Source organism: Streptomyces canus (assembly GCF_001514145.1).
GTDB lineage: Bacteria > Actinomycetota > Actinomycetes > Streptomycetales > Streptomycetaceae > Streptomyces > Streptomyces canus.
The window spans coordinates 43,714-67,450 of the sequence record NZ_KQ948684.1 but is presented as its reverse complement, the minus strand read 5'-3'; the positions used below and the strand labels follow the sequence as shown (position 1 = coordinate 67,450).

23 protein-coding genes and 4 pseudogenes are annotated in these 23,737 nt (G+C 67.9%); 4 read left to right on the top strand and 23 right to left on the bottom strand.

Going from position 1 to position 23,737, the window contains the following annotated elements:
• Positions 1 to 195 precede the first annotated feature (195 nt).
• From AQJ46_RS48180 to AQJ46_RS55875, 7 genes are all read right to left on the bottom strand, one after another.
• Positions 196 to 417 (bottom strand): hypothetical protein, encoded by a 222-nt coding sequence (locus tag AQJ46_RS48180; RefSeq protein ID WP_059211696.1) that lies wholly within the window; start codon positions 415 to 417, stop codon positions 196 to 198.
• The gene (locus tag AQJ46_RS48175) at positions 368 to 1,870 is read right to left on the bottom strand and encodes a hypothetical protein (protein ID WP_059211695.1); all 1,503 of its coding nucleotides are present in this window, start codon (positions 1,868 to 1,870) and stop codon (positions 368 to 370) included. The genes AQJ46_RS48180 and AQJ46_RS48175 overlap by 50 nt, the downstream gene beginning before the upstream one ends.
• Positions 1,871 to 2,196: 326 nt before the next feature.
• Positions 2,197 to 3,093, bottom strand: coding sequence for a hypothetical protein (locus AQJ46_RS55880; RefSeq protein ID WP_159064217.1), 897 nt, complete (start codon positions 3,091 to 3,093; stop codon positions 2,197 to 2,199).
• A gap of 217 nt (positions 3,094 to 3,310) precedes the next feature.
• Positions 3,311 to 4,222 carry a hypothetical protein gene (locus tag AQJ46_RS48170; RefSeq protein WP_159064216.1) on the bottom strand — a complete coding sequence of 304 codons (912 nt, stop codon included), beginning with the start codon at positions 4,220 to 4,222 and terminating at the stop codon, positions 3,311 to 3,313.
• A 222-nt stretch (positions 4,223 to 4,444) separates the two neighbouring features.
• Positions 4,445 to 4,843 (bottom strand): helix-turn-helix domain-containing protein, encoded by a 399-nt coding sequence (locus AQJ46_RS48165; RefSeq protein ID WP_059211693.1) that lies wholly within the window; start codon positions 4,841 to 4,843, stop codon positions 4,445 to 4,447.
• Positions 4,844 to 4,860: 17 nt separating this feature from the next.
• A complete protein-coding gene (locus AQJ46_RS48160) occupies positions 4,861 to 5,199 on the bottom strand; it encodes a replication/maintenance protein RepL (protein ID WP_059211692.1) in 339 nt (112 codons plus the stop codon).
• A 48-nt stretch (positions 5,200 to 5,247) separates the two neighbouring features.
• Positions 5,248 to 5,451, bottom strand: a complete 204-nt coding sequence (locus AQJ46_RS55875; RefSeq protein WP_159064215.1) for a hypothetical protein — start codon at positions 5,449 to 5,451, stop codon at positions 5,248 to 5,250.
• A gap of 605 nt (positions 5,452 to 6,056) precedes the next feature.
• Here AQJ46_RS55875 and AQJ46_RS58655 point away from each other — a divergent pair.
• The 3 genes and pseudogenes from AQJ46_RS58655 to AQJ46_RS58910 form a co-directional block, all read left to right on the top strand.
• Positions 6,057 to 6,395: pseudogene (locus AQJ46_RS58655) on the top strand (transposase family protein); the annotation flags it as partial.
• Between the two features lie 77 nt (positions 6,396 to 6,472).
• Entirely contained in the window at positions 6,473 to 6,781 is a 309-nt protein-coding gene (locus tag AQJ46_RS58650; RefSeq protein WP_107117492.1) for a transposase family protein, read from the top strand.
• Positions 6,782 to 7,118: 337 nt separating this feature from the next.
• A pseudogene (locus AQJ46_RS58910) lies at positions 7,119 to 7,495 on the top strand (NF041680 family putative transposase); the annotation flags it as partial.
• 53 nt (positions 7,496 to 7,548) lie between these two features.
• Here AQJ46_RS58910 and AQJ46_RS54975 read toward each other — a convergent pair.
• The 3 genes and pseudogenes from AQJ46_RS54975 to AQJ46_RS59270 all read right to left on the bottom strand — a co-directional run.
• Positions 7,549 to 7,659: pseudogene (locus tag AQJ46_RS54975) on the bottom strand (IS5/IS1182 family transposase); the annotation flags it as partial.
• A 171-nt stretch (positions 7,660 to 7,830) separates the two neighbouring features.
• The gene (locus AQJ46_RS48145) at positions 7,831 to 8,544 is read right to left on the bottom strand and encodes a TetR/AcrR family transcriptional regulator (protein WP_059211691.1); all 714 of its coding nucleotides are present in this window, start codon (positions 8,542 to 8,544) and stop codon (positions 7,831 to 7,833) included.
• A 487-nt stretch (positions 8,545 to 9,031) separates the two neighbouring features.
• Positions 9,032 to 9,118, bottom strand: a pseudogene (locus AQJ46_RS59270) (hypothetical protein); the annotation flags it as partial.
• Between the two features lie 113 nt (positions 9,119 to 9,231).
• Between AQJ46_RS59270 and AQJ46_RS48140 the strand changes: the two are divergent.
• Positions 9,232 to 10,710, top strand: a complete 1,479-nt coding sequence (locus tag AQJ46_RS48140; RefSeq protein ID WP_404828535.1) for an ISL3 family transposase — start codon at positions 9,232 to 9,234, stop codon at positions 10,708 to 10,710.
• 87 nt (positions 10,711 to 10,797) lie between these two features.
• Here the strand turns inward: AQJ46_RS48140 and AQJ46_RS58050 are convergent, their stop codons facing one another.
• From AQJ46_RS58050 to AQJ46_RS58040, 13 genes are all read right to left on the bottom strand, one after another.
• Positions 10,798 to 12,144, bottom strand: a complete 1,347-nt coding sequence (locus tag AQJ46_RS58050) for a DUF2637 domain-containing protein (RefSeq protein WP_263972917.1) — start codon at positions 12,142 to 12,144, stop codon at positions 10,798 to 10,800.
• Between the two features lie 173 nt (positions 12,145 to 12,317).
• Complete coding sequence (locus AQJ46_RS48130) at positions 12,318 to 15,722, bottom strand: LysM peptidoglycan-binding domain-containing protein (protein WP_059211689.1); 3,405 nt, start codon at positions 15,720 to 15,722, stop codon at positions 12,318 to 12,320.
• Complete coding sequence (locus AQJ46_RS48125) at positions 15,722 to 16,174, bottom strand: TadE/TadG family type IV pilus assembly protein (RefSeq protein ID WP_059211688.1); 453 nt, start codon at positions 16,172 to 16,174, stop codon at positions 15,722 to 15,724. The genes AQJ46_RS48130 and AQJ46_RS48125 overlap by 1 nt, the downstream gene beginning before the upstream one ends.
• The gene (locus AQJ46_RS48120) at positions 16,174 to 16,635 is read right to left on the bottom strand and encodes a TadE/TadG family type IV pilus assembly protein (protein WP_079072800.1); all 462 of its coding nucleotides are present in this window, start codon (positions 16,633 to 16,635) and stop codon (positions 16,174 to 16,176) included. Before AQJ46_RS48120 ends, AQJ46_RS48125 begins: the two co-directional genes overlap by 1 nt.
• The gene (locus AQJ46_RS48115; protein WP_208617114.1) at positions 16,632 to 17,057 is read right to left on the bottom strand and encodes a TadE family protein; all 426 of its coding nucleotides are present in this window, start codon (positions 17,055 to 17,057) and stop codon (positions 16,632 to 16,634) included. The genes AQJ46_RS48120 and AQJ46_RS48115 overlap by 4 nt, the downstream gene beginning before the upstream one ends.
• The gene (locus tag AQJ46_RS58045) at positions 17,057 to 17,371 is read right to left on the bottom strand and encodes a hypothetical protein (RefSeq protein ID WP_225887631.1); all 315 of its coding nucleotides are present in this window, start codon (positions 17,369 to 17,371) and stop codon (positions 17,057 to 17,059) included. The genes AQJ46_RS48115 and AQJ46_RS58045 overlap by 1 nt, the downstream gene beginning before the upstream one ends.
• A gap of 39 nt (positions 17,372 to 17,410) precedes the next feature.
• Positions 17,411 to 18,295 (bottom strand): type II secretion system F family protein, encoded by an 885-nt coding sequence (locus tag AQJ46_RS48105; RefSeq protein ID WP_059211686.1) that lies wholly within the window; start codon positions 18,293 to 18,295, stop codon positions 17,411 to 17,413.
• Positions 18,292 to 19,242 (bottom strand): type II secretion system F family protein, encoded by a 951-nt coding sequence (locus tag AQJ46_RS48100; RefSeq protein WP_059211685.1) that lies wholly within the window; start codon positions 19,240 to 19,242, stop codon positions 18,292 to 18,294. Before AQJ46_RS48100 ends, AQJ46_RS48105 begins: the two co-directional genes overlap by 4 nt.
• A complete protein-coding gene (locus tag AQJ46_RS48095; protein WP_404828534.1) occupies positions 19,239 to 20,729 on the bottom strand; it encodes a CpaF family protein in 1,491 nt (496 codons plus the stop codon). The genes AQJ46_RS48100 and AQJ46_RS48095 overlap by 4 nt, the downstream gene beginning before the upstream one ends.
• A complete protein-coding gene (locus tag AQJ46_RS48090; protein WP_059211683.1) occupies positions 20,719 to 21,546 on the bottom strand; it encodes a hypothetical protein in 828 nt (275 codons plus the stop codon). Before AQJ46_RS48090 ends, AQJ46_RS48095 begins: the two co-directional genes overlap by 11 nt.
• Positions 21,546 to 22,253, bottom strand: coding sequence for an SAF domain-containing protein (locus tag AQJ46_RS48085; RefSeq protein WP_059211682.1), 708 nt, complete (start codon positions 22,251 to 22,253; stop codon positions 21,546 to 21,548). The genes AQJ46_RS48090 and AQJ46_RS48085 overlap by 1 nt, the downstream gene beginning before the upstream one ends.
• A 21-nt stretch (positions 22,254 to 22,274) precedes the next feature.
• Positions 22,275 to 23,156: a hypothetical protein gene (locus AQJ46_RS48080; protein WP_059211681.1), complete on the bottom strand. Its 882-nt coding sequence runs from the start codon at positions 23,154 to 23,156 to the stop codon at positions 22,275 to 22,277.
• The gene (locus AQJ46_RS58040) at positions 23,150 to 23,734 is read right to left on the bottom strand and encodes a hypothetical protein (protein WP_225887629.1); all 585 of its coding nucleotides are present in this window, start codon (positions 23,732 to 23,734) and stop codon (positions 23,150 to 23,152) included. Before AQJ46_RS58040 ends, AQJ46_RS48080 begins: the two co-directional genes overlap by 7 nt.
• Between the last annotated feature and the right edge of the window lie 3 nt (positions 23,735 to 23,737).

The following is a 23,737-nucleotide window of genomic DNA, read 5'->3' as shown; positions in this document are numbered from 1 at the left end:
CTGCGCCGTGTCCGACAGAGCGTCGGGGTATTGATCCTACCGAGCCCCCCGGCGCCACTCTCGGATAATTCCTTCGCACCAGGCTGGTTGAGCAGGAACGATGTTGAGGGGGAGGGGCGCACGTCGAGTGACGCCCCGAAAGCCCCTCCCGCCGACGCCGAGCGCCGATCGGCTGGCGAGGCACACGGCGGCCGATCAGGACGGGTCGTTGTAGCCGGGAAGTCCCAGTGGGCTGGGAATGAGGGGGAGGTTGTCGTCGGGCGCGTCAGCGAGGTAGATGCGGTAGTGCTCGCCGTTCTGGGGGCGCAGGACGACTTTCATGTCGGCGGCCCGCCCGGCGCGGAGGGCTTCGATGGCCTGGAGACCGTTATCGGCGACGACGCGCGCGTGGAAGAGGTGGACGGGGCCGATGTCCATGCTGTGGCCGCTGAGTGTGATTTCGAATCCCGGGGGACTGATGCGCAGGCACTGTGGCTGTTGGCCCAGTACCGCTCGCAGGGCGGGATCGTCTTGGCCGTTGAGGGTAATGGTGATCGTGCGGGCAGGGCGATAGGCAACGCAGCGGCCTTCGACGAGGAGGCGGGCGATCCGCAGGTCGATGCGCTCGAGGCCGGTGCACTCCAGCGGCGGGGAAGAAAGTCTCACAGTGGCGCTGCACGACGTCCAGGTCGGAGAGGTAGAGCAGGAGGCTGTCGACCTCGGCGACGTCGCTGACGCTTCCGGTTCCGGCCATGGTTCCGGAGCCGGCGGCTTGGCCGTTGATGTTGACCTGGAATGAGCCACCGCGCAGGAGCCTGCGGTACAGGCGCAGGACGTGCATGGCTTCGGCGGGCGTCCGGCCCTCCAGGTCGAAGGAGTACCTCAGGTTCCCCGCCGCCTGGTGATCGAAGGGGACGAGCATCTGCAGGCGAGCGCCGTGAACGTCGGCCTCCACCGACCTGCCTACTCCTCCCGATCCCACCGCGATGAGGCGCCCGGCGTATCGCCCCGCCCGAGTTCCGTCGGTGTCGGAAAACTGGATCTCGGCTGCGGTACCGGCCTCAGTAGCGAGGGGTACGGGTTTCCAGATCACGCCGACGTCGGTGACGGTCTCCGTCAGCCACTCCGGGCCCTCGATGCTCAGACTCTCCACTGCCTCGGGGTCAAGGCGCACCTCCTCAGCGATTCCGTAGCCCAGTGCCCGTTCCAGAGCCGCGCGCACATCAGAGCTGATTGCCTGCGCACGGGACGTCAGGAGCAGTCGGACGGGGCTGACTTCGTGCGCGAGCGCGTGTTGGCCGCGCAAGGTCTGGATCACCGTGTCGCCCTGGCGTGTGAAGTCCCAGGTCCAGTCGGGATCGATGCCGTCCGCCCGTCGGCCCAGAGCACGCACCCGTTCGGTCAGATCACTCCGTTCGGCCAGGAGAGCCTTCTCCCGGCCGTAGTCCCGGGCCGCTTCGCGGGCCTGGTCTCGGGTGAACGTGGCTTCCAAGTCAGCGTGAACGGCGAAGCCGTTGTCGAGGGCCGCGCGGTCCATGACGGACACCTTCACCGCCCGACCGTCAGAGAGCTTGTCGACGAAGGAACGCTCAGAGGAGGTGAGCACGCAGGGGACCACGAGCGTCCACTCCACCGGGTCGTGCTGCATGGCCCGGTGAAAGGACTGCTGAATCGCAGGACGGCGGCCTCGGTGGGAGCTGGGGAAGCCGTCGGGGTGGTACTTGAGCTGGAAGATGTGCAGGCCAGCATCTGTACAGACCATCACGTCGATGCCGCTGTCACCTCCGCGCCCGTTGACCGCGATCGCCTGGCCGTCGAACATTCTGAACAGCAAGGCCTCGACATGCCGGTCGAAGGCCGGTTGCCCGATACGATCCCAGTCGATCGCCATACTGCGCCCTCCCGTTAGTAGCCCGCCGCATCCTCACACAGAGGTCCGACACTGGTACCGCAGACGGAAGTCGGCGGGGCGGAGGGCAAGCGGGCATCGGCGCCTACGGCGTTGTCGGCGGCGGGGGACAGCCTGTGTCACCTGCATGCGGCCCTGGACTGCGGTCTCGCCTCCAGCGCCGCCCGCCCCCTCGGCGTCTTCCATGGCTACCGGGCTCGTGTGACTGCCGTGGTGGCCAGCCACATGACCGCCACCATCGGCAGACGTCCGCTGTGCAGGAGGTCGAGGACGCTACGAAGTGCAGGTATTTTGATGTTTGAGCTCGGTCAGCAGGTGGTTCCTGAAGTCCGGTGGATTTTTACCTGCTTGACGCGTACAGCAGGAGCGTGGATGGAATCGCTGAGCGTCTTGGGCGAGGAACTGATGGTGATGCCCTTGCCGCCCCCAAGTTTCTGGAGAAGAGCGTTGGTCACCGGAGGGACGAGATAGACGCTGACCCAGTAGTATTTTCCGTTTTCGCTCGAACTTTCGCTGCCGACGCGGATGATGTCCGTCTCCCATTCCTTCGAGTCCTCTGCATAGCTAGCTTTAACCAGGGAGAAGTACGCGCCAGGAACAGCCTTATCCACCCCCCGTTCGTCTGTCTCATTGTTCTGATGAACGACCCACAGGCCGTATCCCTGGGGGACGGTGCCTCTGCCCCGGACGCGAAAACAGCGCGAAACCTTCTCATTGTTGGGCGGAAACTCGTAGTCCAGTCGGTCCGCTGCTGATTTGAGTTGACCCCCTGTCAGAGGAGCTCCGTTCTTGGCATCGGCTGCTTCGCGCTTTGCCGAATCCTCTTCATTGGGCGAGGGGACGGTCCAGGAGATGGCAAGTGCGACCAGGACGAAGAGGCTGCCCGACGTGGCGAGGATGGTGCGCCGCCGTAACTGGGCACGCTCTTTGGTCTCCTCCTGTGCCTCCTCTGCGGTGAGGCCCGCGCGGATCGGCTGGTCAGCCCGGATGTTGAGCCAGTAGAACAGGGCGGCGCATACAGCGAGCAGACCGAGCACGATGGGGCGGATCTGGTTCGGCAGGCCGATGAACCAGGTGGCGAAGACCCCGAAGCCGCCGATGAGACCGGGTGTGACAAGGCCTTGGAGGAATGTATTCCAGTCGGTGCCTGTGGACAGCGACGCCGGCGGGTTGGGTTGTTGAGGCGGTGGAGTGCCGTGTGCCATGCGCGAGATTCCCCAGTCAGGAGTAATGGCCCTTGGTGACCTTGCTGTCGAGATGGTCGCAGTAGTCCGCGCCTCAGCGATGCCTCTTTGCCCAGTCGTAGGGCACGGGGGGTGGCTGAAGAGCGCTCACAAAGACGTTCAGCGTGCCAATGGGTGATGATGAGGAGGGTCGAGGCCCGTGGATGTCGCCGCGTGAACGCCGGTTCCGAGTCAGCTGTCAGGGTGCCGTGCCGGGGTCCTGAGGAAGTTCTTGGGGAGTTGCAGCATCGACTGCTGTCCCGGGCACGTTGACGGCGGCCTGGATAAACCCGTCGACCACACGGTGGAGGGCTGGGATGTGGTCGGGGGCGGGGACTCGTTTGGCGAGGTGCTCGGCCGCCAGGAGGTAGCCGCCTGCGAGGGGCTCGCGGAAGTAGAAGCGGGCTTGTTCGACGGAGACGCGGTAGGTGGCGAGGAGGGTCGCGGAGACGTAACCGCTTAGAGCGGAGATGAACGCGGTCAGTGAGGCGAGTGTGATGGCTGTGGCGGTGTCGTGGATCAGGACCACGGTGACGGCGCCGGCGAGGACAAGTACGGCTGTGGCCGTCATCACCCATACCGCCACTCTGAAGGCGGCGTTCGCCTGGCCGGTGGACAGGCGGTGGTATTCCTGGAGAAGGGCCCGGTTCGCTGACAACGGTGCGTCCGTCTCAGGAACGTAGTCGAGCTCGGCCATCCGTACGTTGAATTCCTCGGCACGTACGGCTTCGCCGAAAGTGGCCGATCTGCTGGTTGCACGGACCTGGTGGATTACCCCGAGGAGGATCGCGAGGCCAAGGCACGCGACAGGCCACCACCAGCTGAAAGGTGCTCCGGAGTCATCACCTGTCATCTCCCGCTCACTGGCATCGTCTGACAGGTAGATGAAGGTTCCGACGGCGACTATGAACGATAAGACCGCAGGGAGCCCGAATCGCCAGTTGTCGATGCGAGCGGAAGTCCGACGGGCGTTTCTTGCCTTCTCGACCTGTGAGGCGGCGACCGCCTTGGCAGCCGTGACCGCCGGGCGGTTGTCCGCCGGGCCGTTCTCGTCTTCCCCGGTGCTGTCCTCCGGATCGCTCGCTGCGCTCTCGGGGGCTTCGGGGGGCAATGATTCAGTCATGCTCTTCCTGTACTGAGGCGGTCGGTCGGTCCCTCTGTCCGTTCTGAGACTTTTCTACGTCGGCGCCGTGCCCGGGTGGAGTAGTGGCTGACGGAGCTTCTGGGTGGCTGGTCACGGAGAGGGTGGGCATACTGGGGGTGGACGCTTTCGCGTACAGGTGCAGAAGGCCCCGGCAATCCCGCCGGGGCCTCGCTGCGTTGTGGGGGCTGGTCAGGCGACGGACCTGAGGCCGCCCTTGCCGCACTTGGGGGGCCGTTTGTCGTAGCCAGGGACCTTGATGGGGGGCGGGCCGCCGACGGCGAGCTGGGCGGTCATGGACTTCTCCAGCTCGGTCTGGGACTCGTAGCCGGCGACGGCGGGGTTGAGGGCGTAGCGGTGGCCGCGGCCGCCGCCGGAGCGCAGGACGATGCCGCGTTCGACGAGGAGGGCCATGGCGCGGCTCATGGAAGCCTGGCCGACGCCGAGGATCTCGTCGATCTCGGCCTGCTTCATGCCCACGTTCCCGCCGGCGTCCTGGTGCTTGACCATCACCGAGAGGACGTCGATCGCCGTGGGGGTGAGCTGCAGCTGGTAGAGCATGCCGAACAGCCCGGTGGTCTGGAAGAGCATGGCGGGGATCCCTTCGGTCAGCCGACCTCAGACCTGGGGAACAGGCTGAGCTCGGGAGCGAGTTCGTCGGGGAACTTGGATTCCAGGGCGAGCGCCCTCAGCTCGGCCAGGAAGTCGCGCTGTTCCTGGCCGTTCCCGTTATACGCGACGCGGGGGTTGAGCTGGTAGGAGGACCTCTTGACCTTGCGGACGAGGTTCTTCTCGCACAGGGCGTCCAGGGCGTGGCCGATGCTGGTGCGCTTGACGCCGATCTCCTCGGCGAGCTCGGCGTGGGTGGCTTCGATCTTGCCCTTCTTCTGCCGTCCGATCATGTTCGACAGGACGGCGGCCTGGAGCTTGCTGATGATGTTGTGCATCAGGCAGTAGGGCAGGACGCGGCGCAGGAAGTAGTTGCTGACGAGGGATTACCCGTCGGAGCCGAGCATGTCGTGCGGGGGCCGGCGGTAGACGACGGTCTTGACCTCGTGGACGGGCCCTTTGCCGAACTGCTCGGCGATCATCCGGGCGAGGTCTGTGCCGTCGTCGGCTCCAACGGCCCTGACGGCGCCGGGCTGTTGGCGTGGTGGCCCTGCGCGGCGCCCGCGCAGCGGCCGTGCCGCTTCTCCCATGGTGATGATCCTTTCGCGTACAGGTGATCGGCACTGTACGGCAAAACTTGCGGGCAGCCGCATGTTCCACGCCGGAGAGTTGCTGATCGCCGCAACTTTCTGTCGGCGGGCACGGGAATTGGTGTTCCGCCGGTACGCGGCCGGGGCAGGTGCCGGCCACGGGCGGTGCAACTGCTGGGCTCGGCGGCGCGGTTCGGCGGCGAGCTGTTTGGCCTTGCGCCGCATGGGTTCACCGAAGGCCTCCGTCTCGGGGCGCCGGCCAGAGCTGCGGCCTCGGCCCAGTTGGTGCTGCAGTCCTGGTATAGCCCCCAGACAATCTGCCGTTCCGCCGGAGTCAAACGAGCTCGTGCATGGTTGGCCGTGGCTCGGTGCCCAGGTAGCTCGTTGAACTGTGCATGATGGGGGCTGGGACGCGTGAGTTGATCGTGGCGGAGTACTGGGTCACTGGGCTGTCGCCGGATGTGATCCCTGAACTCATCGCCGAGGTGGGGCCGTTGTGGCATTAGCAGCATTAGGCTCGGCTCGCGGCCCGGCCGCGGCGGCGGGCTGTAGGAGCCGGGGCGAAGTACAAGTTCGTCATCGTCGACCGCCTGCTGGCGACCCTGGTGAATCTGCGTCATGGCACCACTCATGACGTGCTGGCCTGCTGGTTCGGCGTGGACCGCTCCACCACCACGCATGCCATCGGCGAGGTGCGGCTGCTGCTGGCGCAACGCGGCTGCACCGTCGCGCCCGGCGTCCGGTTGTGCACTCTCGCCGAGGTCATCGAACACCTGGGCTCTGAAGGTCGGACCGGCATCATCGACGGCACGGAGATCCGTGTGCGACGCCCGGCCGCAGGCCGCAAGGACCGGGACAAGTACGTCTCTGGCAAAACCAAGCAGAACGCCGTGAAGGCCATGGTCCTCACGGACGCCGACGGGCGCGTGTTGTTCTGCAGTCCGGTACGGCCGGGCAGTTGCGCCGACATCACCCAGGCCCGCCAGCTCGGACTGGTCAAGCTCTGGCCGACGGCCCGTTCATGGAGCTCCTCGCCGATGCCGCCTACCAGGGCATGGGCGCGCAGACCGGCGGCCGGGTGGTCACACCGCCCCACCGCAAGTTCAAGAAGAACGCCCCCGCTTGGTATGAGGAGCGGCACAAGCAGCAGCGCAAGGCACACTCCTCACGACGAATCCCCGTCGAGCACGGCATCGCACACCTGAAGAACTGGCGCTCCCTCGCCCGCCACCACGGCTGCCGCGAGCACATGAGCGACATCATCCAAGCCGTCGCCGGACTGCTCTCACGCCAGCAGACCGCCACCAGGCCCAGCGCCTCAGGGGTGTGAACCGGGGGCGGATCCGCATCCTTCGACGTGACACGGCCAACCATGCACGAGCTCGTAACTTGATCTTTAACGTTCGGCGTCGAATGGCAGGTCGAACTTGATCACTCGGTCCGGCAACTGTCGTACACGGAGGCGGCGTTCGTCTGAACATGTGCTTCGACCAAGGAACACACACATTCAGAACGAAAGCCGTGAGGATGAGTCTCCTCCATCACGACGCCCGGTTTGACGCATTGGCGCAACTGTCATGCTTCCGGGGCGAGTTATACTCCTGCCTGACCACTCGTTCGGACGCGTTGTTCGAGCTGGCTGATGCCTTCTGTGCGGCGACGGGCCGGTGAGGTCTCTGGCCGAGCTGTCGCTGGTGGGTGAACACCGCCGCGGCCATAGAGGGCTCTGCGCGGCAGTGGCCCGTGGACGCATCGATGCCGACCGGCTGCGGCGGGCACTGGCCGAAGTACCACTGCCGCGGGCCGCCGACTGGCCATCGACGTCACCTCCTGGCTGCAGCCCGACGCCCACACCTCACCGCAGTGGATCCTGCCACGCCTACGGCCGAGGCAGGACCAGCACATCCCGGTCCCCGGCTGGCCCTACTCGATCATCTGCGCACTGGAACCGGGCCGCAGCTCATGGACCGCACCGCTGGACGCTCTGCGTCTGATGCCCGGCGACGACACCGCCACCGTCACCGCCCGCCAGCTGCGCGATCTACTTCAGCGACTGATCGCAGCGGGGCAGTGGCAGACCGGTGATCCCGACATCCTTGCGATCTTCGCCAAGGTGGTGTGTTCACGCGGGTGCCCCAGTGCCACCATCGCTCGCTGAGACGGGCGGAGCCTGCAGCGCCGGTCACCCTCGCGGGTGACAACGAGCATGGTCGCCCATTCCACCAGCGCAAGCGGCAGGCCGAGTGCGGCAGGATAGATGACCGACGAGGCTCCCGAGGAGCGTGGTTGAGACGTCAGACATCTCGATCAACAGCCCGGGAGGCCTTGCTCGCTGCGGCCCGTGAAGCGTTACCTGATCGGTGGCCATCTCGAAGAGGCTCAGTCCGCAGCAATGGGCTTCGGTGCGGAACCGCGATCCTCCTTCAACTGTTCCTGGAGGGAGGTGTAGTAGGCGTCGGCGTGTTGAGAGGTGTGAATCAGCTCATGGCCGCGCCCGATGGAGACCTGCAGTTTTGCCTTCGTCTCCGGCGCGGCTACTGAGTGGACCATCTGCTGGTTCAGCCGGTCGACTGCGGTGGCCAGTTCGTCGTAGTTCTCCCTGAAGCGCAGGTCCAGGCCGACCCATGCGTCGACCCAGAGTGCTGCCCAGTCGGCGGGTTCCACTCCTGGCTCAAGTTCGCCCAGGTCGCGGGCCTGTGTCATCAGTTCGGTAATCAGTGGGGTGTAGGTGCGCCAGAGGTATCCGAAGAAGGCTTTGCCTTGTTCGGTGGCCAGGCGGTTCGCGGCTTTGATCACCGTGACGTGGGGTGTCAGGACTGCCAGGAGGATCGACGCGTCGACGACGCTCTGCAAACGGGGTGTGGCGAATGTGATCGAGTCCATGATGAGTGACTCGGTGACAATGGTGTAGGCGAGTTCGTCTTTGTCTTTCCAGAGGTTGTACAGGGAACCCCGGGAGAGGCCGCCGGCCCGCTGGAGGATCTGGTCGACGGTCGTCTGGGCGAAGCCCTGCTCGGCGAACAGCTCTGCGGCAGCTTTGAAGATTGCGTCGTACTTCGCCCGGGCTCGCGCCTGGACTGGCTGCCGTGCCACCGTGCCTCCTGAGATCCCAACCGGTTACCGACCGATCACTGCGAGTGCTGGCCTTTCGGACAGTAAGCGATGAGGTTAGTCGCATCACCACTGCTCCCACTACGCCGCCGTTGATTCTTTCGCACCGCGCATGATTGAGTGCCCGTGGCCAAACCAGGTGACCAACCTTGTTTGAGGGTAGGGAAGGTGGCGGCCGTCTCCGGGACTCATGCATTCCAGGGCGCGTGAGCCCCAGCCCCTCGGGCCGCGAGGCCCGCATATCAGACGGCCCCGAGGAGGAAGTCCCGTCCCCGGCCGGAACGTGAACAGCCACGTCATAGGTGGCAATCCGTCCCGCCAGCGCCCTGGGGATCACGCCATGAGCTTTGTCCCGGTCAGGGTCAGCTCCGGCTTCCAGAAGAAGCCGAATCGTCCCGCCTTCGCCCCGCGAACAGAACGCCGCCCTCCACGACGGCGAATTGCCATGACGGACCACGACATCGACTGCAGCCTCCGCAGCCAGCAACACTGCGACGACCGAGGGAGCTTGCGCCTGGGCAGCAAAATGCAGCGGAGTCCGGGTCTGTCCAGCCAACGGCCCTGTCTCACATTCGGTGGTGACGGAGAGTTGTCAGGGTCGTTGACCTTCATGTGATAGATGTCAACGAGCTTGTGCAGACGGTGTTTTCGGGTCTGTCCCCACTGATCATGGAGGATGTGGTCGACGAGGGTGAGCGGATCGTGGTGCGGGCCCGGACGCCGCTGGACACCGCGGTCTGCCCCGTGTGCGGGGCCTCGTCGGGACGGGTGCACGGCTATCACTGGCGGACGGTGGCCGACGTTCCGGTCGACGGGCGACGGGTGGTGGTCCGTGTGCGGGTGCGGCGTCTGCTGTGTCCCACGCGAGGTTGCCGCCACACCTTCCGCGAACAGGTGCCCGGGGTGCTGGAGCGATACCAGCGACGCACCGCTCGTCTGACCAGGCAGGTCAAGGCCGTGGTCAAAGAGTTAGCGGGCCGGGCGGGATCACGTTTGCTGGCGATACTCGCGGTGGGCCTGTCCCGTCACACGGCCCTGCGCACCCTGCTGCGCATCCCGTTGCCCACCGGGCGGGTGCCCCGCGTGATCGGCGTCGACGACTTCGCCCTGCGACGACGTCACCGCTATGCCACCGTGGTGATCGACGCCGAGACCCATGAGCGGATCGACGTGCTGCCCGACCGCACGGCCGACACCCTGGAAGCGTGGCTGCGCGGGCATCCGGGCATCGAGGTCGTGTGCCGCGACGGCTCAGCCACCTACGCCGAGGCCATCCGCCGTGCTCTGCCCGACGCGGTGCAAGTCGGTGATCGCTGGCATTTATGGAAGAACCTGTGCGAGGCCGCCCTGAGCGAAGTGAAGGCACACAGCACCTGCTGGGCCACCGTACTGGACGCGCCGATCTACGACGGGCCCCGCGCGCAGACCACCCTCGAACGCTGGCATCAGGTTCATGGCCTGCTCGACCAGGGCGTGGGCCTGCTCGAATGCGCCCGCCGCCTGCAACTGGCCCTGAACACCGTCAAACGCTACGCCCGGGCCGACCGGCCCGAGCGCATGCTCCGCGTCCCCAAGTACCGTGCAAGCCTGGTCGATCCCCACCGCGAGCACCTGCGCAAACGCCGAAGTGAAGACCCCGGCGTCCCCGTCCAACACCTCTTCGAAGAGATCAAGACCCTCGGCTTCACGGGCTGCCTGAACCTTCTGCACAAGTACATCAACCAAGGCCGCGCGGACTCCGACCGCAGCCATATCTCGCCACGCCGGCTCGCCCGGATGCTGCTGACCAGACCCGACAACCTCAAGCCCGAGCAGCACGAACTCCTGGCCAAGCTCACCGCCGCTTGCCCCGAGATGACCCAACTGGCCTCAGGTATCAGAGACTTCGCACCGCTCCTTACACCACACACCGACAACGCCGATGCGCTCACGCACTGGATCGCCCAAGTCCGAACAGCCGACCTGCCTCACCTACACGCCTTCACCCGGGGCCTGGACCGGGACATCGACGCCGTGATCGCCGGGCTCACGCTTCCGTACAGCAACGGCCCCACTGAGGGCGTCAACACCAAGACCAAACGGATCGCGCGCCAGATGCACGGACGAGCAGGCTTCACCCTGCTCCGGCACCGCATCCTCCTCGGATAACAGCACGTTCCGTCACCACCGAATGTGAGACAGGGCCGTTAAATTGACACACCCATCGGGAGTTACACCGAAGACCGTACAGACCCGTTACGAGCTCTGAGGGTCAAGGTTTGTGGGGTGGGTGTTGAGGGTTTGCCAGCGGTGTTCGAATCGGTTGAGGTAGGGGGTGAGGTCGTTGGGGTGGAGGGGTTTGTTGTATTGGGCGGTGATGCCGTGTTGTGCGAGGTCTTTGGCGACTTGGTCGGTTGGTGGGTTGTTGGTGAGGGTTCGGTGCTGGGCCCAGATGTGGTAGATCCGGAATTGGAGGAGGTAGCGGGCCAGGGCTTTGGGTTTGATGGGCTGGCCGTGTGGGCCGTGGATGCCGTGTTGGGTGAGGTAAAGGGACAGCTCGGTTGAGTTTGGTTCCCTGCCGTGTTGGTGCTGGAAGGTGTCCCACGCCTGGTAGTAGCGGTCGGCTGTGGTGATGTGGGGGCGTTTGCTGGCGTGCGGTGGCGTGGGGGGCGGCGGTGTTGGGTGGGTGGCTGGTACGGGGCCCAGAGTGTGATGGTGTGTGGTGGTGCCGGGGCGCGGGTGTGCGGTGTCTCTGGTGGCGTCCGGGTGGGTGGGTACGGGCGCGGCTTGTGCATGTGGGGTGGTGGCCCGTCCGGACCGTTGTGCGGTGTGGCCGGTTCCTGGGATGCGGTGCGGGTGAGCGGAGGCTGCGGGCTCGTGCGTCGTGCGGCGTGCTGGGTTGCGGGGCTGGTCCGCGAGAGTCGTGGCGGTGTCGGTGTCGTCCAGAGTGCGCCGGGGGGCGGAGGGGTGCGGCTGCGGTTCGATGCCGGCTGCCGCGAGGCCTGCCGGGGCCGTCTCGGCGAGGGGGACGCCGTAGCGGGCGAGGCGCAGTGGCATCAGGGATTTCACCGGCGCCTTCCGGCGCCAGGCCCGCCCGAAGCGGGAGTGGAGGCGGGCCTGGTAGACTAGCCGGTCCTGTTCGAGTTTGATGGCCTGTTCGTAGGAGCGCAGCTCCCACAGCTTCATACGGCGCCAGAGGAGGAACGTGGGTATGGGGGACAGGAGCCAGCGGGTGAGGCGGACCCCTTCCATGTGCTTGTCCGCCGTGATGTCCGCGATCCGGCCGATCGCGTGACGGGCGGCCTCCACCGACACCACGAACAGGATCGGGATCACCGCGTGCATGCTCACGCCCAGCGGGTCCGGCCAGGCGGCCGCGCCGTTGAAGGCGATCGTCGCGGCGGTCAGGAGCCACGCCGTCTGACGCAGCAGCGGGAACGGGATCCGGATCCACGTCAGAAGCAGGTCCAGGGCCAGCAGGACACAGATGCCCGCGTCGATGCCGATCGGGAAGACATAACTGAAGTTCCCGAAGCCCTTTTGGATGGCGAGCTCACGGACGGCCGCGTACGACCCCGCGAAGCCGATGCCGGCGATGATCAAGGTGCAGACGGTGATCGCTGCGACGAGGCGTTGTTGGGCGGGTCGGAGACGTTCCCTGCCCGGTCCGGTGGAGCGTGGGTGATTGTGGCCTGGTCCTGTAGACGGTTGCCGGGTGGGATGCAGGTGCGGGGCTGGGTCGGTGCGAAGAGCGTGGGAGCGGGCTGGGGTTGGGGTCATGGGCGATGGGAGTGTCGAGTGAGGGGGTGGAGGAGTTCGTCGATGAGCTGCTCTGTCTCCGTCTCAAGATCACAGTCGAGTGACCGGTTGATCTGTTGAACGCGTGTGATGGCGGTATGCAGGCCCTGCCGGTTTCCGGCCGCATGTTCGATCCGCAGCCAGTCGCGATAGAGCAGCTCTGCTGTGTCGTCGACGCCGAGGCCGGTGGCGACGGCCTGGCGGGCCGCGCTGAGGTCGTGGTGCGGGCCTGCGGGCGTGCGGTAGGTGGCCACGGTGTGTGCGACGTCGCTGATGCGTGTGATCATTTCCTGCTGGTATGGCTCGGCCCAGGGCAGGGGTTTGCCGCCGAACGGGCGGCCCCGCACCAAAGTGAGCGCCTTTTCCAGCTCGGCTAGGCCGGCCGGGCCCAGCGGCAGGGCACGCTCGACGAGCTGGAGGAAGCGGGTCCAGTCGCTGCGCACACCGGGGGAGAGCCGGTAGGGACTCTCGCCGGTCCTGCGGCGCGGCACGTAGGGATCACCGGACGGGTCGTTCCCGAGTGAGCGGCGCAGGCCCTGTAGCCGGGCGTTGAGGGTGCTCAGCGACCAGGGGCTGACGGGGTCCATGTCCGAACACAAGGCGTTGGCGCTGCGCCCGGGCCGGAAGAACAACAAGACGGCAAGTTGTGCCATCCGCGGGCCGTGGCCCGTGCTGTCCACGCCTGTCACCTCGACCGGGCCCAGGACCCGGATCTCCGGCGCGTGCAGGTCGTGCGCCTCGCACTTCTGCGGCTCCGGCGTGCGTTCCTTGGCGGAGTCCTCGCGGTCGTCAGCCTCCCCGGCTTTTTCTCCGGTGGTGTCCGCGGTGGCCACGGACTCGGGGGCCTGGGGCCGCGGCGCGGGCAGGAGCCGAAGCCCAGCGGGATCGGAGGTGGCGGCGAGCAGAGCAGGGAACGCTTCGCCGCCCACGTCCACTGGCGACGCTGCCCGCGCAGGTTGCTGTGCAACCGGTGTCGGTGCGCCCTGCGATACGGGAGGTGCTGGCTGCTGCGCGGTGTCGGGTTCACCCGGGACGTCCTGCCAGGGGCCCTCGGCCGGGTGGGGCGGCTGCCCGGACACCTTCAGCACGGTGGTGATCTGCATGTAGGCGGCGTGTTCCAGGCGCTGCACCGTGATGTCGAGGCCGACGTAATCGAGGTTCTGCGGTTCACTGGGTGAGGCGTTGAGGATCTCCGCCTCGGGGAAGTGTGCGGCCGCCGGACTCGCCGGGGCTACCAGAGTGACGGGCACCGTGCCGGACTTGTCGATGAGATCGGCGAACTGCCAGGCCGTGTCGGCGTCCAGAGACGACGCGCAGAGCAGCAGATACGGCTGATATTGGGTCTCGGGCATCTGGTGCGCTTCCAGCAGCCGCTCGGACAGATCGCGCAGTGCGTGGGCGGCCTGCCGCATGTGCGCGATCCGTGCGGAGGGCAGCAGCTGCGGCAGGTCCTCACCGAACCCGATCGTCACGACCTCGACGTCACTGGCCCACGGGCTCATCCCGAGCTCCAGGGCGAGCGAGGTGCACACCTCGGAGATGTGGAGCGGGTTGCCGTCCAGCAGCAGCGCAGGCATCTGCGCAAGGTTGAGCAGCAGAAGTTCATCCGCTTCGGTGTTGCCGACCGTGACCAGCCCCGGATACGGTGCCGGCACCTCGCGGGCGGCCTCCTCGTCCAGGAGGACTGCATCTGAGGGCAGCATCCACCAGCTGCCTTGGCCGGGGACGAAGGGCGCCTGCGCTTCCTGGGAGAGATCCTCGGGCAGCACCTCCACTGTGCGGGCCCCAATCCGTGCTGCCCGCAGCGGCGGCATGACCGCAGTGATTTCACCCTGAGCCGCACGGTGGGCCAGGGTTCGCAGCGCCACGTCGAGGCGGGCAGCGCCGTGTGGCTCGGCGGCCGCCGCCAACTGTGCCTCTGCGGTGGATGTCTCCAGCGCGATAGCGATCTTCTCGCCGGGCCCGCGGCGGCGGCGCTGCAGAATCCTGCGCAGGGCGAGGGCTCCGGTGATGGCGGCAGCCAGGAGCGCACCGGCCCCGAGAACGGTGCGCAGGTTCAGCGGTCCGCTGGCCGGGGCCGTCGCCGGGGTCTTGGACGCCGTGGTGGCGGGAGGGGAGGCAGCGGAGCCGGGCGACTCAGATGATGGTGAGGCGGGAGCGGGCGAGGCGCTGGCGCTGGGCCCGGGCGCCGCGGAGGCCGATGCTGACGGAGCGGCCTGCTCCGTGGTCCCCTTCTGGGGAGGTCGGCCCGTCTTGGCGCTGGGGGCCGAGGCTTGTGGTGCAGGCGCAGCGGTGTTGCTGGACGGGGGTGCTTGTTCGTCCCCTGTGCCCCCGCCCGGCTTGTGCTCCTGGTCGGGCTTTTGTGTGGCTGGGGGAGTGGCTTCTCGGCTCTCCGGCTCAGCGCCGTGTCCGCAGTCTTGGGGCGGCTGCTCGGGCTGGGCCCCGGGCACCGTGACCTGCTGTCCCGCGTAGATGACGTCCGGGTCGGAGATGGCGGGCAGGCCACGCGGCTGCGGCATGTCCCGGCTGGCCTCGAACAGGCGGGGCCACGCGTCACCGTCGCCTAGCTCTTCCTCCGCGATCTTCGACAGGTAGTCGCCGGCGTGGACCGTGACGACGCGCTCGCCCTTCTCGTCGGCAGCCGGGGCGCCGTTCTCCAGCTGTGTACGGGCGCCTGGTGCGGCAGCAGTTGTCCCGGGCATCTCCAGCTGCCAGCCGGGCTGCAGAAAACTGTTCGCGCGGAAGACCTGGCCATCGACCATGGTCCGGCCCTCGTTCAGGTCGGCGATCTCCCGCCACCGTTCGCCGTCTCCCAACTCCCGTTCGGCGATGCCCCACAGGCTTTCCGCGGGCCGCATCTCGCGCACCGTGTACAACGACGGGCTGGTCGAGGTGCTTGCCGCGGACGCGGGGGCCTGATCGGCTTGGGCGGTCGGTGTTGCCTGGCCGGGGGTGGGGGTTGCGGTCGTGGTGGGCGCGGCCTGGGTGTCGGAGGCCAGAGCCGAGCTCGTGGGCAGCAGGACCAGGATGCTGCCGATCAGAAGAGCGGCGGCCCGCTGCGAGGCGCCCATGCCGCGCGGGGTGTGCCAGGTGTGGCCCCGCAGCTGCGCGATCAGTTCACGGATGGTGCAGAACGCGAACTGGGCCCACGCGGTCCAGCCCACCGCGGCGAGTAGCAGCAGGAACACTGCCCCGGTGTCCTGCCGGTCCAGCAGGTGGGTGAGGTCGTCGTGGGTGGCACGCCAGATGGCCGGGGTGGCCCAGGCCAGCAGCAGCGGCAGCCCGGCGACCGCGGCAGCCAGGACGATCAAGCTGAGCACGGCCTTGAAGGCCCGGGCCAGGGTGCGGCCGGCCGTCGTGGCGGGGGAGGGCGTGGTGCGCATCAGTTTCCTTCAGGAGCGGTGACGCCATGCAGGAGGGTGGCCTTGCCCTGGCCGGTCACCGGCAAGGAGCCGATCCCGACCGCTGACAGGAACTTCGTGTCGTAGGAGCTGGTGATGTTGACGGTGAGGGTCTTGCCGTCGCCGGACACGCTGACCGTTCCGGTGGCGTCGGCGGAGCCCAAGTAGGCCTGGGCGGCGGCCACTGCGTCCTGTGGATCCACGACGATCGCGGTTCCGCTGATGGCCTCTGCGGGATCGATGGCTTGCCCGCCTGCCCGGGCGGCTTCACCGGCGAGGTAGTCGGCGCGTTCCGTGGCACGCATTGTGCTGCCGCCGTCGACGGCGACGCCGATGATCCCGATCAGCGCGATGACGCACACGGCGACGAACACGGTGATGCCTCCGGCGTCGTCCAGCCGCCTTCGCCGTAGGCCTGAATGACGGAAGATCATCAGTCACCCCGCTGCCGGTACTGGTCCACGACCGAGGTGGCGGTCGACGTGAGCGTCTTCGCTCCGGGAACCCCAAGAAGCAGCAGATCGGAGAGATTGACCGTGCAGGTCACGGTCGCGGTGACCGTTCCTACCTGTCCCACCGGTACGTTCAGACCGCCCGTGTTGATGTTGACGCTGGTGGACGCGCACGTGATGCCCTGGTCGGTCAGGGACTCGGCGGCTGCCGCCTGTGCGGCGCCTTGCGCGGCCCCCGCTGTGCGGTGAAGGGAGGCCTCCCGCGCCGCGTCCTCTGCTGCCGCGTCGATCTTCGCGCCGGAGGTGACGATGCGGCCCCCGGCGATGGCCATGCAGAGGAACATGATCAGCGCGGGGAGGATGATGGCAGCCTCGATCGCGGCGCTGCCCTCCTCGCTGCGGAGCCTGCCGGCCCATCGGTTCGTGTATCGCACGTGGTTCAACCTCCCGGGACGGTCCAGCGCTCAACGGGGCCGGATGCCGACTGGGTGACCTGCAAGCCCGGCAGGCCCGGGATCATCGACAGGGCCGTGCCGGACACTGCGACCCGCACCCGCTGCCCGTCGCTGCTGGCAAAGACGCTGTAGCCGCGCAGGCTGTCCCCAGCGGTCCGGCCCAGGACGTCCCGGGCCTGGGCCGCACCATTGGCCGGGTTCGACTCGTAGGCGCGGGCCGCGGTGAGGCCCTCGCGGGCAGCTGTCAGGGCGATCTGCCGTGCGTAGTACCACATGGAGGCCTGGATGACGGCCACGGTGGCGAGCAGCACGAACGGAAAGATGATCGCCATCTGGAGGGAGGTGTCACCCCGGTCGTCGCGCCACCTTCGCCCCTGCCACCAGCTCTTCAGCTGCTCCGGAGCTCGCATCACAGGCCGTTGAGCTGGCCGTTGTACTTGGCGATCACGACGGCGATGGTCCCGGCGATCAGGACGGCACCGGTGACGGCGGCCACCCAGATGATGATGGTGGTGGTGCTGATGTCGCCGCGGTCCGGCCGGCGGGCGGCCTCCTGAAGGCTTTCGTGTACTCGGGTCGTCAGCCGGAGGACTCCACGATTCACGCGGGCACGCGCGCCCCGGCGGCCACGGCCCGGCTGGCGGGACGCGGTGCAGGAGCCGGGGTGCGGGGGCGTGCTCGCCTGGAGCACAGCACGGCGGGTGCGGGCTGCGGTGTGCCTCATGTTCCTTACCTCTCTGGGGCGTTGAACGAGTTGCTGGTCTCAGACGGTCAACATGCGGATCACCGCGGGAAAAGCCATCAGCAGCATCACCAAGACGGCCAAGAGGGCTCCCGGCGCGGTCATCTTCTCGCTGGCCGCGTTCGCCTCGGCGGCCTGAGCGGCCAGCAGTTCGGCGTTGAGCGCCGCGGTGCGGGCCCGCAGCGCTTTGTAGACGGCGGCGCCGTCGGTCGCGCTGCCGCGCATGATGTCGGCGACGTCGTCCAGGACGGGCAGGTGGTACTCATGGGCGAGCTGCATCAGCGCCTCATAGGGCGGGATCTTCTCCAGCCGGGCCCGTCGCAGCGCGCCCTGCAGATACAAAAACGGCCAGCCCTCGCCGGCTTCGGCGGCCTTCTCCAGGGCCTCGGCCGGGCCGGCGTCGGCGGCCCGCTTGAGTGCGACCAGGTCAAGGTAGGCGGACAAGGCGTGCGCGAATTCCTCCCGTGCCCGCTTGGCCTGATCCCGAACCGCGAGGTCGGGGGTGATGAACAGCAGCCCCGCGATGAGGAGTCCCACGCCGGCGGGCACGTAGAACGGCAGGGAGACGCCCGCGATGATCCACGGGATCGTCGCGATCACCGGGCAGAGCAGCCCGAGACCAGCGAGCGCGGTCTTCTTCAGCATGAACTGGCCCTGGCCCTGTCCGAGCAGGGCCAGGTTGGTGGTGGGGATGCGGACGCCGGGCAGACGCTCGAGGCGGGCCAGCAGCCACCGGCCCCACTTCTCCTCGCGGTCCAGTTCCGGCTCAGGCATGGTCAACGTGGCAGGGGTGCTGCGGGCGAGGGCCGCTCCCAAGGCGGGCTGCGGGCGCAGGAGTTCCCGTACCAGCAGCGCGAAACCGGCACCGACCGTGCCACCGGTCACCACGACGGGAAGCAGGTTCATGAGGTGACTCCTTGCGGCTCACGGCCGGCGACCGGCACGTCCGTCTCCGCCGCAGGTGCGGGCAGCCGGACGGTGCTGGACGGGTCGGTGATCAGGAAGCGCGGGATGCGGCGGAAGGACCCCAGCTGCCGCATCAGGGCGAGCACCCCGATGAACCCGGCGGTCAGGAACGCCAGCACCAACTGTCCGAGCAGCGTGGAGTAGGGCTTCGTGTAGGAGGGCACGAAGAACCCGGCCACCACGATGCCCACGGTGATGATGCTCATCCACCGCACAGTGGTGCGGGGCTTGGCCCGGTCCGCCTCGATGGCGCGCTTCTTGGCGACCTCCTCACGGACGGTGCCCGCCAAATCCTCCAGCGCCTGGGCCAGGCCCGGGCCGCGGTCGTTGACGGACAGGATGAGCGCGGCGACCACCTTGTCCGAGGTGACGTCGTCGAGCTCGTCGGCGAACGCGCGGAGCGCTGCGTCCGGGCGCCAGCCCAGACGCAGCCGGTCGGACAGGTTCACGATCTGCGGGGCGAGCTCCTCCGGCGCCCCCTGCCGACTGGTGATCATCGCCTGTTCCAGGCCCATGCCGAGGCGGAGCAGGCCCGCCAGCCGCTGGGTCCACTCGCTGAGCGCCTCCAGCTGGCCGATGCGCTCCTGCGCCATCTGCGCTGGGGTGATCAGCCACGGCACTCCGATGACGGCCGCGCCGAGCAGTGCGCCGCCCACGAAGTTCCCCGAGACCAGCCACACGGCCACAAAGACCGCGGCCGCCAAGACCGCCAGGGTCCGGCGCCGCAGCCAGACGTCCGCGCCCTGCTCCTTTCCGGCACGCAACACCTTCCAGCGCTGCCCCAGCGGAGCCCGGCGCGGCCCGGTGGTGCCGACGACACCGGCCACCACGCCGACCAGCCCGCCGATGACGGCCATGCCGCACAGCAGCCCGAACAACAGGATCATCGGCGCACCTCCACCATCAGAGACAGCGGCGCTTGCCAGGCACCGTAGGGCTGCTGCAGCAGGGCGGAGTCGAAGCCGACGCGGCGCAGGTCGTCGATGCAGCCGGGATCCATCCTCGGCACAGCCCGCAGGTCCCCGAATTCGGTGCCGGGGGAGAAGATGGTGTTCGTGGCCGGGCGGCCGTTCTCGCCGATCCCGGTGAGCTCCAGGACGTGGGAGACGTAGCGGTGGCGGCGGCCGCCGATCTGCGTCTCGTCCGTCATGTCGACGTAGACGATGAAGTCCAGGCCGTTGGCGGTCTGCCGGTAGGCGAGCTGCTCGGACAGGTTCTGCTGGGCGAGCGCGTACAGCTCGGCGATCCGGTCGAAGATGATGTCCGGGCGGCGGGCGTGGATCGTGCACAGGTTGCCGCCCGACCCGTTCGTCAACGCCTGCATCATCGCGACGACTTCGGGCCCGCGGACCTCGCCGACCACGATCCGCTCCAGCGACATCCGCAGCGCGGGATGCATCAGATCCAGCAGCGTAACCTCGCCCGCGCCGCGACCGGTGACGTCCTTCTCGCCGTTGGACTCGCGGCCGACCAGGGAGACGACTTGGCGGTGGTAGCCGTTGGCGTGGGCGAACAGCTCATCCTCGGTCTGGATGGTGGCGAACCGGCACTCCGGGTCGAACTCCTTGAGCATCGCCCGCATCAGGGTCGTTTTGCCCGCCTTCTGCTTCCCCGCGATCATGATGTTCTTCTCTGCGCGCACGCACGCCCCGAGGAAGTCACGCAGAATCGGGTCGATCGTGCCCAGCCGTACGAGGTCGTCGAGACCGGCGTGGGAAACCCGGTGCCGGCGGATGACCGCATAGGTCATCGGACCCAGCCCGGTGATGGCCTGGAGACGGGAGCCGTCCTGCAAAGACAGCGCGAGGGTGGGGTTCGCGGTGGAGATGGTGCGCTCGTTGTACCCGGAGCCCCTCGCCAACTCCCTCAGCAGTTCCAGCAGTTCCTGTTCCGACTCGGCGATCGGCCCCACCTTGCGGCGTACGCCGCCGTCGCCGTAGTCGAGCCACACCTCGTGCGGGCCCTGGATGATGATGTCCTCGACCCGGTCATCATCCAGATACGGCTGCAGCCTGCCGGCCCTGAAGAGCTGGTCGTATATGGCGCGCCGCAGTGCCTCGTCCTCCTGCGGCGTCATGGCCTGGGCGTCCGACCACAGCGCCACAGCCTCGGCGATCCAGTTCAGGCAGCGCTGCTCCTCGCTGGCCAGGTCCATATCGGGCTTGGTCTTCAGCAGTTCCTCGCGCTGCTTGGCGACCTGGGAGGCGATGTCCCGGGCCACCTTGTAGTCGACGGTGACCTGAGGAACTGCGGTGCCGAGCGCGTGCGTACTCGAGGCAGCACCGACAGACGAAGGTGCGCCATTGCTGTGGGGCACCCGCGTTGGAGGCGGTGGTGCCACGCTCGGGTCGGGGTGCAGCGGCCTACCGTGCACGGTTCACCTCCCCGCCCCCGGCGCGCAGACCCCGTGGATCGAGACGGGCCCGGCGCATGGCGGCCCGCTGCATCAGGGGAGTGCTGGCCATGCGGGCGGCCTTCATGAGCGGCGACCTGGTGAAGTGGCGCGGCTGCTCGACGCCGTCGGACAGCACGCGGGCGTCCTTCGGCGCGTACGGCATCGTGGCCACCACCGGCACCTGCAGAACCCGCTGCACCTCGCCCGCCGGATACGGGCCCTCGTCGATCATCACGACGCCGACGTCACCGACGCGCTCTTCGAGCGTGCGCACCCGCCCCTCGGCCGCCTGCAGACAGCGCAGCGTGTTGCGGACCACGACGAACACGGCGTCGGCCTGCTCCGCCAGGACGCCGGACGGCCCGTACGCCCCGCGGCGGCCGAGATCGATCAGGACGTCGTGCTGGGTCTGGGCGTCGATGCCGCGGAACATCTGCGCCAGGATCTTCCAGACCGAGCCCAGGCTCGCGGCCTGCGCGGGGTCGGTGATGCCGGGCAGCAGCAGCCGGTCGCGCGGGGAATCCTTCCTTCCGTCCTCGCTGCTGAGGTCGATCAGCTGGCGCCAGAAGGCGTCACTGAACTCGTTCTTGCGGGCGGCGACCGAGAGGTTGCGCAGCCCGTACCGGTCGCCGAGTGAGCCCTGCAGTAGACCGTGCAGCACGGCTCCGCCGTCCGGGTCGCACTCGGCGAGGATCATCCGTCGGCCCGGGGCAAGGGGCCAGGACAGCAGCAGGGCCAGAGCGCTCGTGGTCACGCCGGGCGCGCCGCTGCACCCGGCGAGCGCGATCACCGCCATCAGGTGCCGTCCGGAGCAGCGAGGACCAGGCGCAGCGTGCCGGCCGACACCCATGCGGCGGCGGTCGGGCCTTCCTCCGCGGTGGTGGCGACGTCGACGACCACGGTCCCGGTGCCGGGAGCGGCGGTGGAGGCTTTCACCACCCGGCCGTCGATGGTCTCCGGCGGGGTGCCGGAGGTTTTGCCGCTGTCCGCCTGCCCTTGCGCGGGGACGTGGACCAGCTGCACCTTCTGGCCCGGCACGAGCGCCGTTGCCGGTACTTGCTCGGGCTTGAGCCCGATCGGCACCAGTTGCTCGCCGGCCTTCACCAGCGAGTCCTTGGTCACCTGGGAGGGGGCGAGCAGAGAGCCGGGCTTGAGTTCGACCGCGGCCCGCTTGCCCACGACCGAGTCCATGTCAGTGCCGTGCACCGCCTTGACGGACGGATCCAGGGCAAGAGAGGCCTTGCCCAGGTCGTCTTCGGTCACGACCTGGCCGACCTGGACGTCGCGGACGACAGTCACCACCTCGGTGCGGTTGCCGACCTGGAGCATCAGGACGGCAACGCCGGCCCCTCCGGCGGCGATCAGCGCCAGCGACAGGGCGATGACCCCTGGTCGACGGCGGCGGGCCGATACCCGCGGGGGAGTAATCGGCCCGGCCGGATGTCCCTGCTGAGGGACGCCGTTCGAGCTGGCTGTGCTGGTGCGTTCTTGGGTCTTGCTCAACGTTCTGTCCTTCCGGCGGCGTTACCTGACGACCTGCAATTCGCCGATCGCCACCTGCACGTTGGTTTGCCGGATCTCGGTGAGCTGGCCAGCCTGTCCGCCGCCCTGCCAGTCGATCGTCCACGTCGAGGTCGCGGTGACCGGGCACTTGCCGCCCTCGGCGCCGGCTGAGGTCTTGGCATACACGTGTCCGCAGGTCGGCGACTCGGCCATGCCCTCGGAGGCCTGGTAGGGCGTGCCGGGGCCGTTGCACGTCACGCTGGCGCCGTCGCCCATCGTCCACACGATCTTCGACACCTTCGCGGTCGCGGTGACCGTGACACCGCCGGCCGCCGCCGTCGCGGTGTTGGGACCGTAGGTCGTGGCGCTCTGGTTGACCCACATCCACATCGGGACACCGACCGTGTACGTCCCGGCTGCCCGCGGACTGGCGATGTCCGGGCCGAGCAGCGTCATCGAGTCGACCGCGCGCTGTGCCAGCAAGGCCGGGTCGACAGCCTCCTGCTCGGGTGGGTCGGCCAGCCACACCATCCGCAGGACGGTGAGATTTCCGCCGTCCCGGGTGCACGCCTGCTCGTACACGGCGCCGTCGCCAGGTGTGTGACCGTCCCAGTCCAGGCTGCCGGCAGGCGGCTGCGGGTCTGCGCGCTTATAGGTGCAGACGTTCGCGAACTCGCCGTCGTTGCTCCCGGCTGAGCCACCTCCGTTCGAGCCGCCGGTGCCGTCACCGCCGCCTGCTTGCCCGCCGCCCTGCCTGGGGATGCCTACCTCGACCTCGCAGTTGTACAAGCCGCACTCGATGCCGCCGCCGCCCTTGGGGTCATCCTCTGCATAGCTGGAAACAGATATGGAGAGCGTGGCCAAGACGGTAGCGGCGCTGACGGCAATACGGCGCGTCAGCATGGCTTGCCCTGGGGCTCATCGCGGGTGACCCGCCACCCTTCCGGGTACTTCTCCACGGTGCTGAGGACCCGGTACTTCGTCAGCCGGTTCTCCGGCAGGGACACCGGCTTCTTGGTCTTGGCATCGACGGTCTGCCACTTGGAAACGTCCAGGCAGCTGGACACGGTCGCATTGGGTATCTTGCCCGAAACGTTCACCTTGGTGACTGTTTGGTTGGTGAGGGCGACGCTGCCGGTGTAGAGGAGGCCGCGGTCGTGAGCGCGCTTCGCGTCCGCCTCGGCGTTCTTCAGCGCAGCGGATGCGGCGTACTGATCCAGATGCGCGCCCTTGCCGGTCGGGTCGGCGTACAGCTTCTCCATCTCCTGCCAATAGGCCACGTACGCAGCGATCGATTCCCTTGTCGCCGTCTCCCTCGGGTCGGCGGAGGCAGACAACGTGGGGGACTGTGCGACGCCCGGGGATTGGCCTGTCGCCTCATCCGTCCCGTCAGACGAACTGCACGCGGCCAGGACGAGCGCAGCGCACAGCGAGATGAAGGCGACGGTCTTGTGATGAATCCGATGTGCGCGACGTTCCACGAT

What these genes read in the sequence shown, in the direction of transcription:
- AQJ46_RS48140 (WP_404828535.1), top strand. Translation starts at nt 9,232, where the DNA reads ATGGAGGATGTGGTCGACGAGGGTGAGCGGATCGTGGTGCGGGCCCGG.
- AQJ46_RS55880 (WP_159064217.1), bottom strand. Translation starts at nt 3,093, where the DNA reads ATGGCACACGGCACTCCACCGCCTCAACAACCCAACCCGCCGGCGTCG.
- AQJ46_RS48100 (WP_059211685.1), bottom strand. Translation starts at nt 19,242, where the DNA reads ATGATCCTGTTGTTCGGGCTGCTGTGCGGCATGGCCGTCATCGGCGGG.
- AQJ46_RS48125 (WP_059211688.1), bottom strand. Translation starts at nt 16,174, where the DNA reads ATGATCTTCCGTCATTCAGGCCTACGGCGAAGGCGGCTGGACGACGCC.
- AQJ46_RS48165 (WP_059211693.1), bottom strand. Translation starts at nt 4,843, where the DNA reads ATGCTCTTCCAGACCACCGGGCTGTTCGGCATGCTCTACCAGCTGCAG.
- AQJ46_RS48090 (WP_059211683.1), bottom strand. Translation starts at nt 21,546, where the DNA reads ATGGCGGTGATCGCGCTCGCCGGGTGCAGCGGCGCGCCCGGCGTGACC.
- AQJ46_RS48080 (WP_059211681.1), bottom strand. Translation starts at nt 23,156, where the DNA reads ATGCTGACGCGCCGTATTGCCGTCAGCGCCGCTACCGTCTTGGCCACG.
- AQJ46_RS48160 (WP_059211692.1), bottom strand. Translation starts at nt 5,199, where the DNA reads ATGCACAACATCATCAGCAAGCTCCAGGCCGCCGTCCTGTCGAACATG.
- AQJ46_RS48105 (WP_059211686.1), bottom strand. Translation starts at nt 18,295, where the DNA reads ATGAACCTGCTTCCCGTCGTGGTGACCGGTGGCACGGTCGGTGCCGGT.
- AQJ46_RS48180 (WP_059211696.1), bottom strand. Translation starts at nt 417, where the DNA reads ATGGACATCGGCCCCGTCCACCTCTTCCACGCGCGCGTCGTCGCCGAT.
- AQJ46_RS58045 (WP_225887631.1), bottom strand. Translation starts at nt 17,371, where the DNA reads ATGAGGCACACCGCAGCCCGCACCCGCCGTGCTGTGCTCCAGGCGAGC.
- AQJ46_RS48115 (WP_208617114.1), bottom strand. Translation starts at nt 17,057, where the DNA reads ATGCGAGCTCCGGAGCAGCTGAAGAGCTGGTGGCAGGGGCGAAGGTGG.
- AQJ46_RS58650 (WP_107117492.1), top strand. Translation starts at nt 6,473, where the DNA reads ATGGAGCTCCTCGCCGATGCCGCCTACCAGGGCATGGGCGCGCAGACC.
- AQJ46_RS48175 (WP_059211695.1), bottom strand. Translation starts at nt 1,870, where the DNA reads ATGGCGATCGACTGGGATCGTATCGGGCAACCGGCCTTCGACCGGCAT.
- AQJ46_RS55875 (WP_159064215.1), bottom strand. Translation starts at nt 5,451, where the DNA reads ATGGGAGAAGCGGCACGGCCGCTGCGCGGGCGCCGCGCAGGGCCACCA.
- AQJ46_RS48130 (WP_059211689.1), bottom strand. Translation starts at nt 15,722, where the DNA reads ATGCGCACCACGCCCTCCCCCGCCACGACGGCCGGCCGCACCCTGGCC.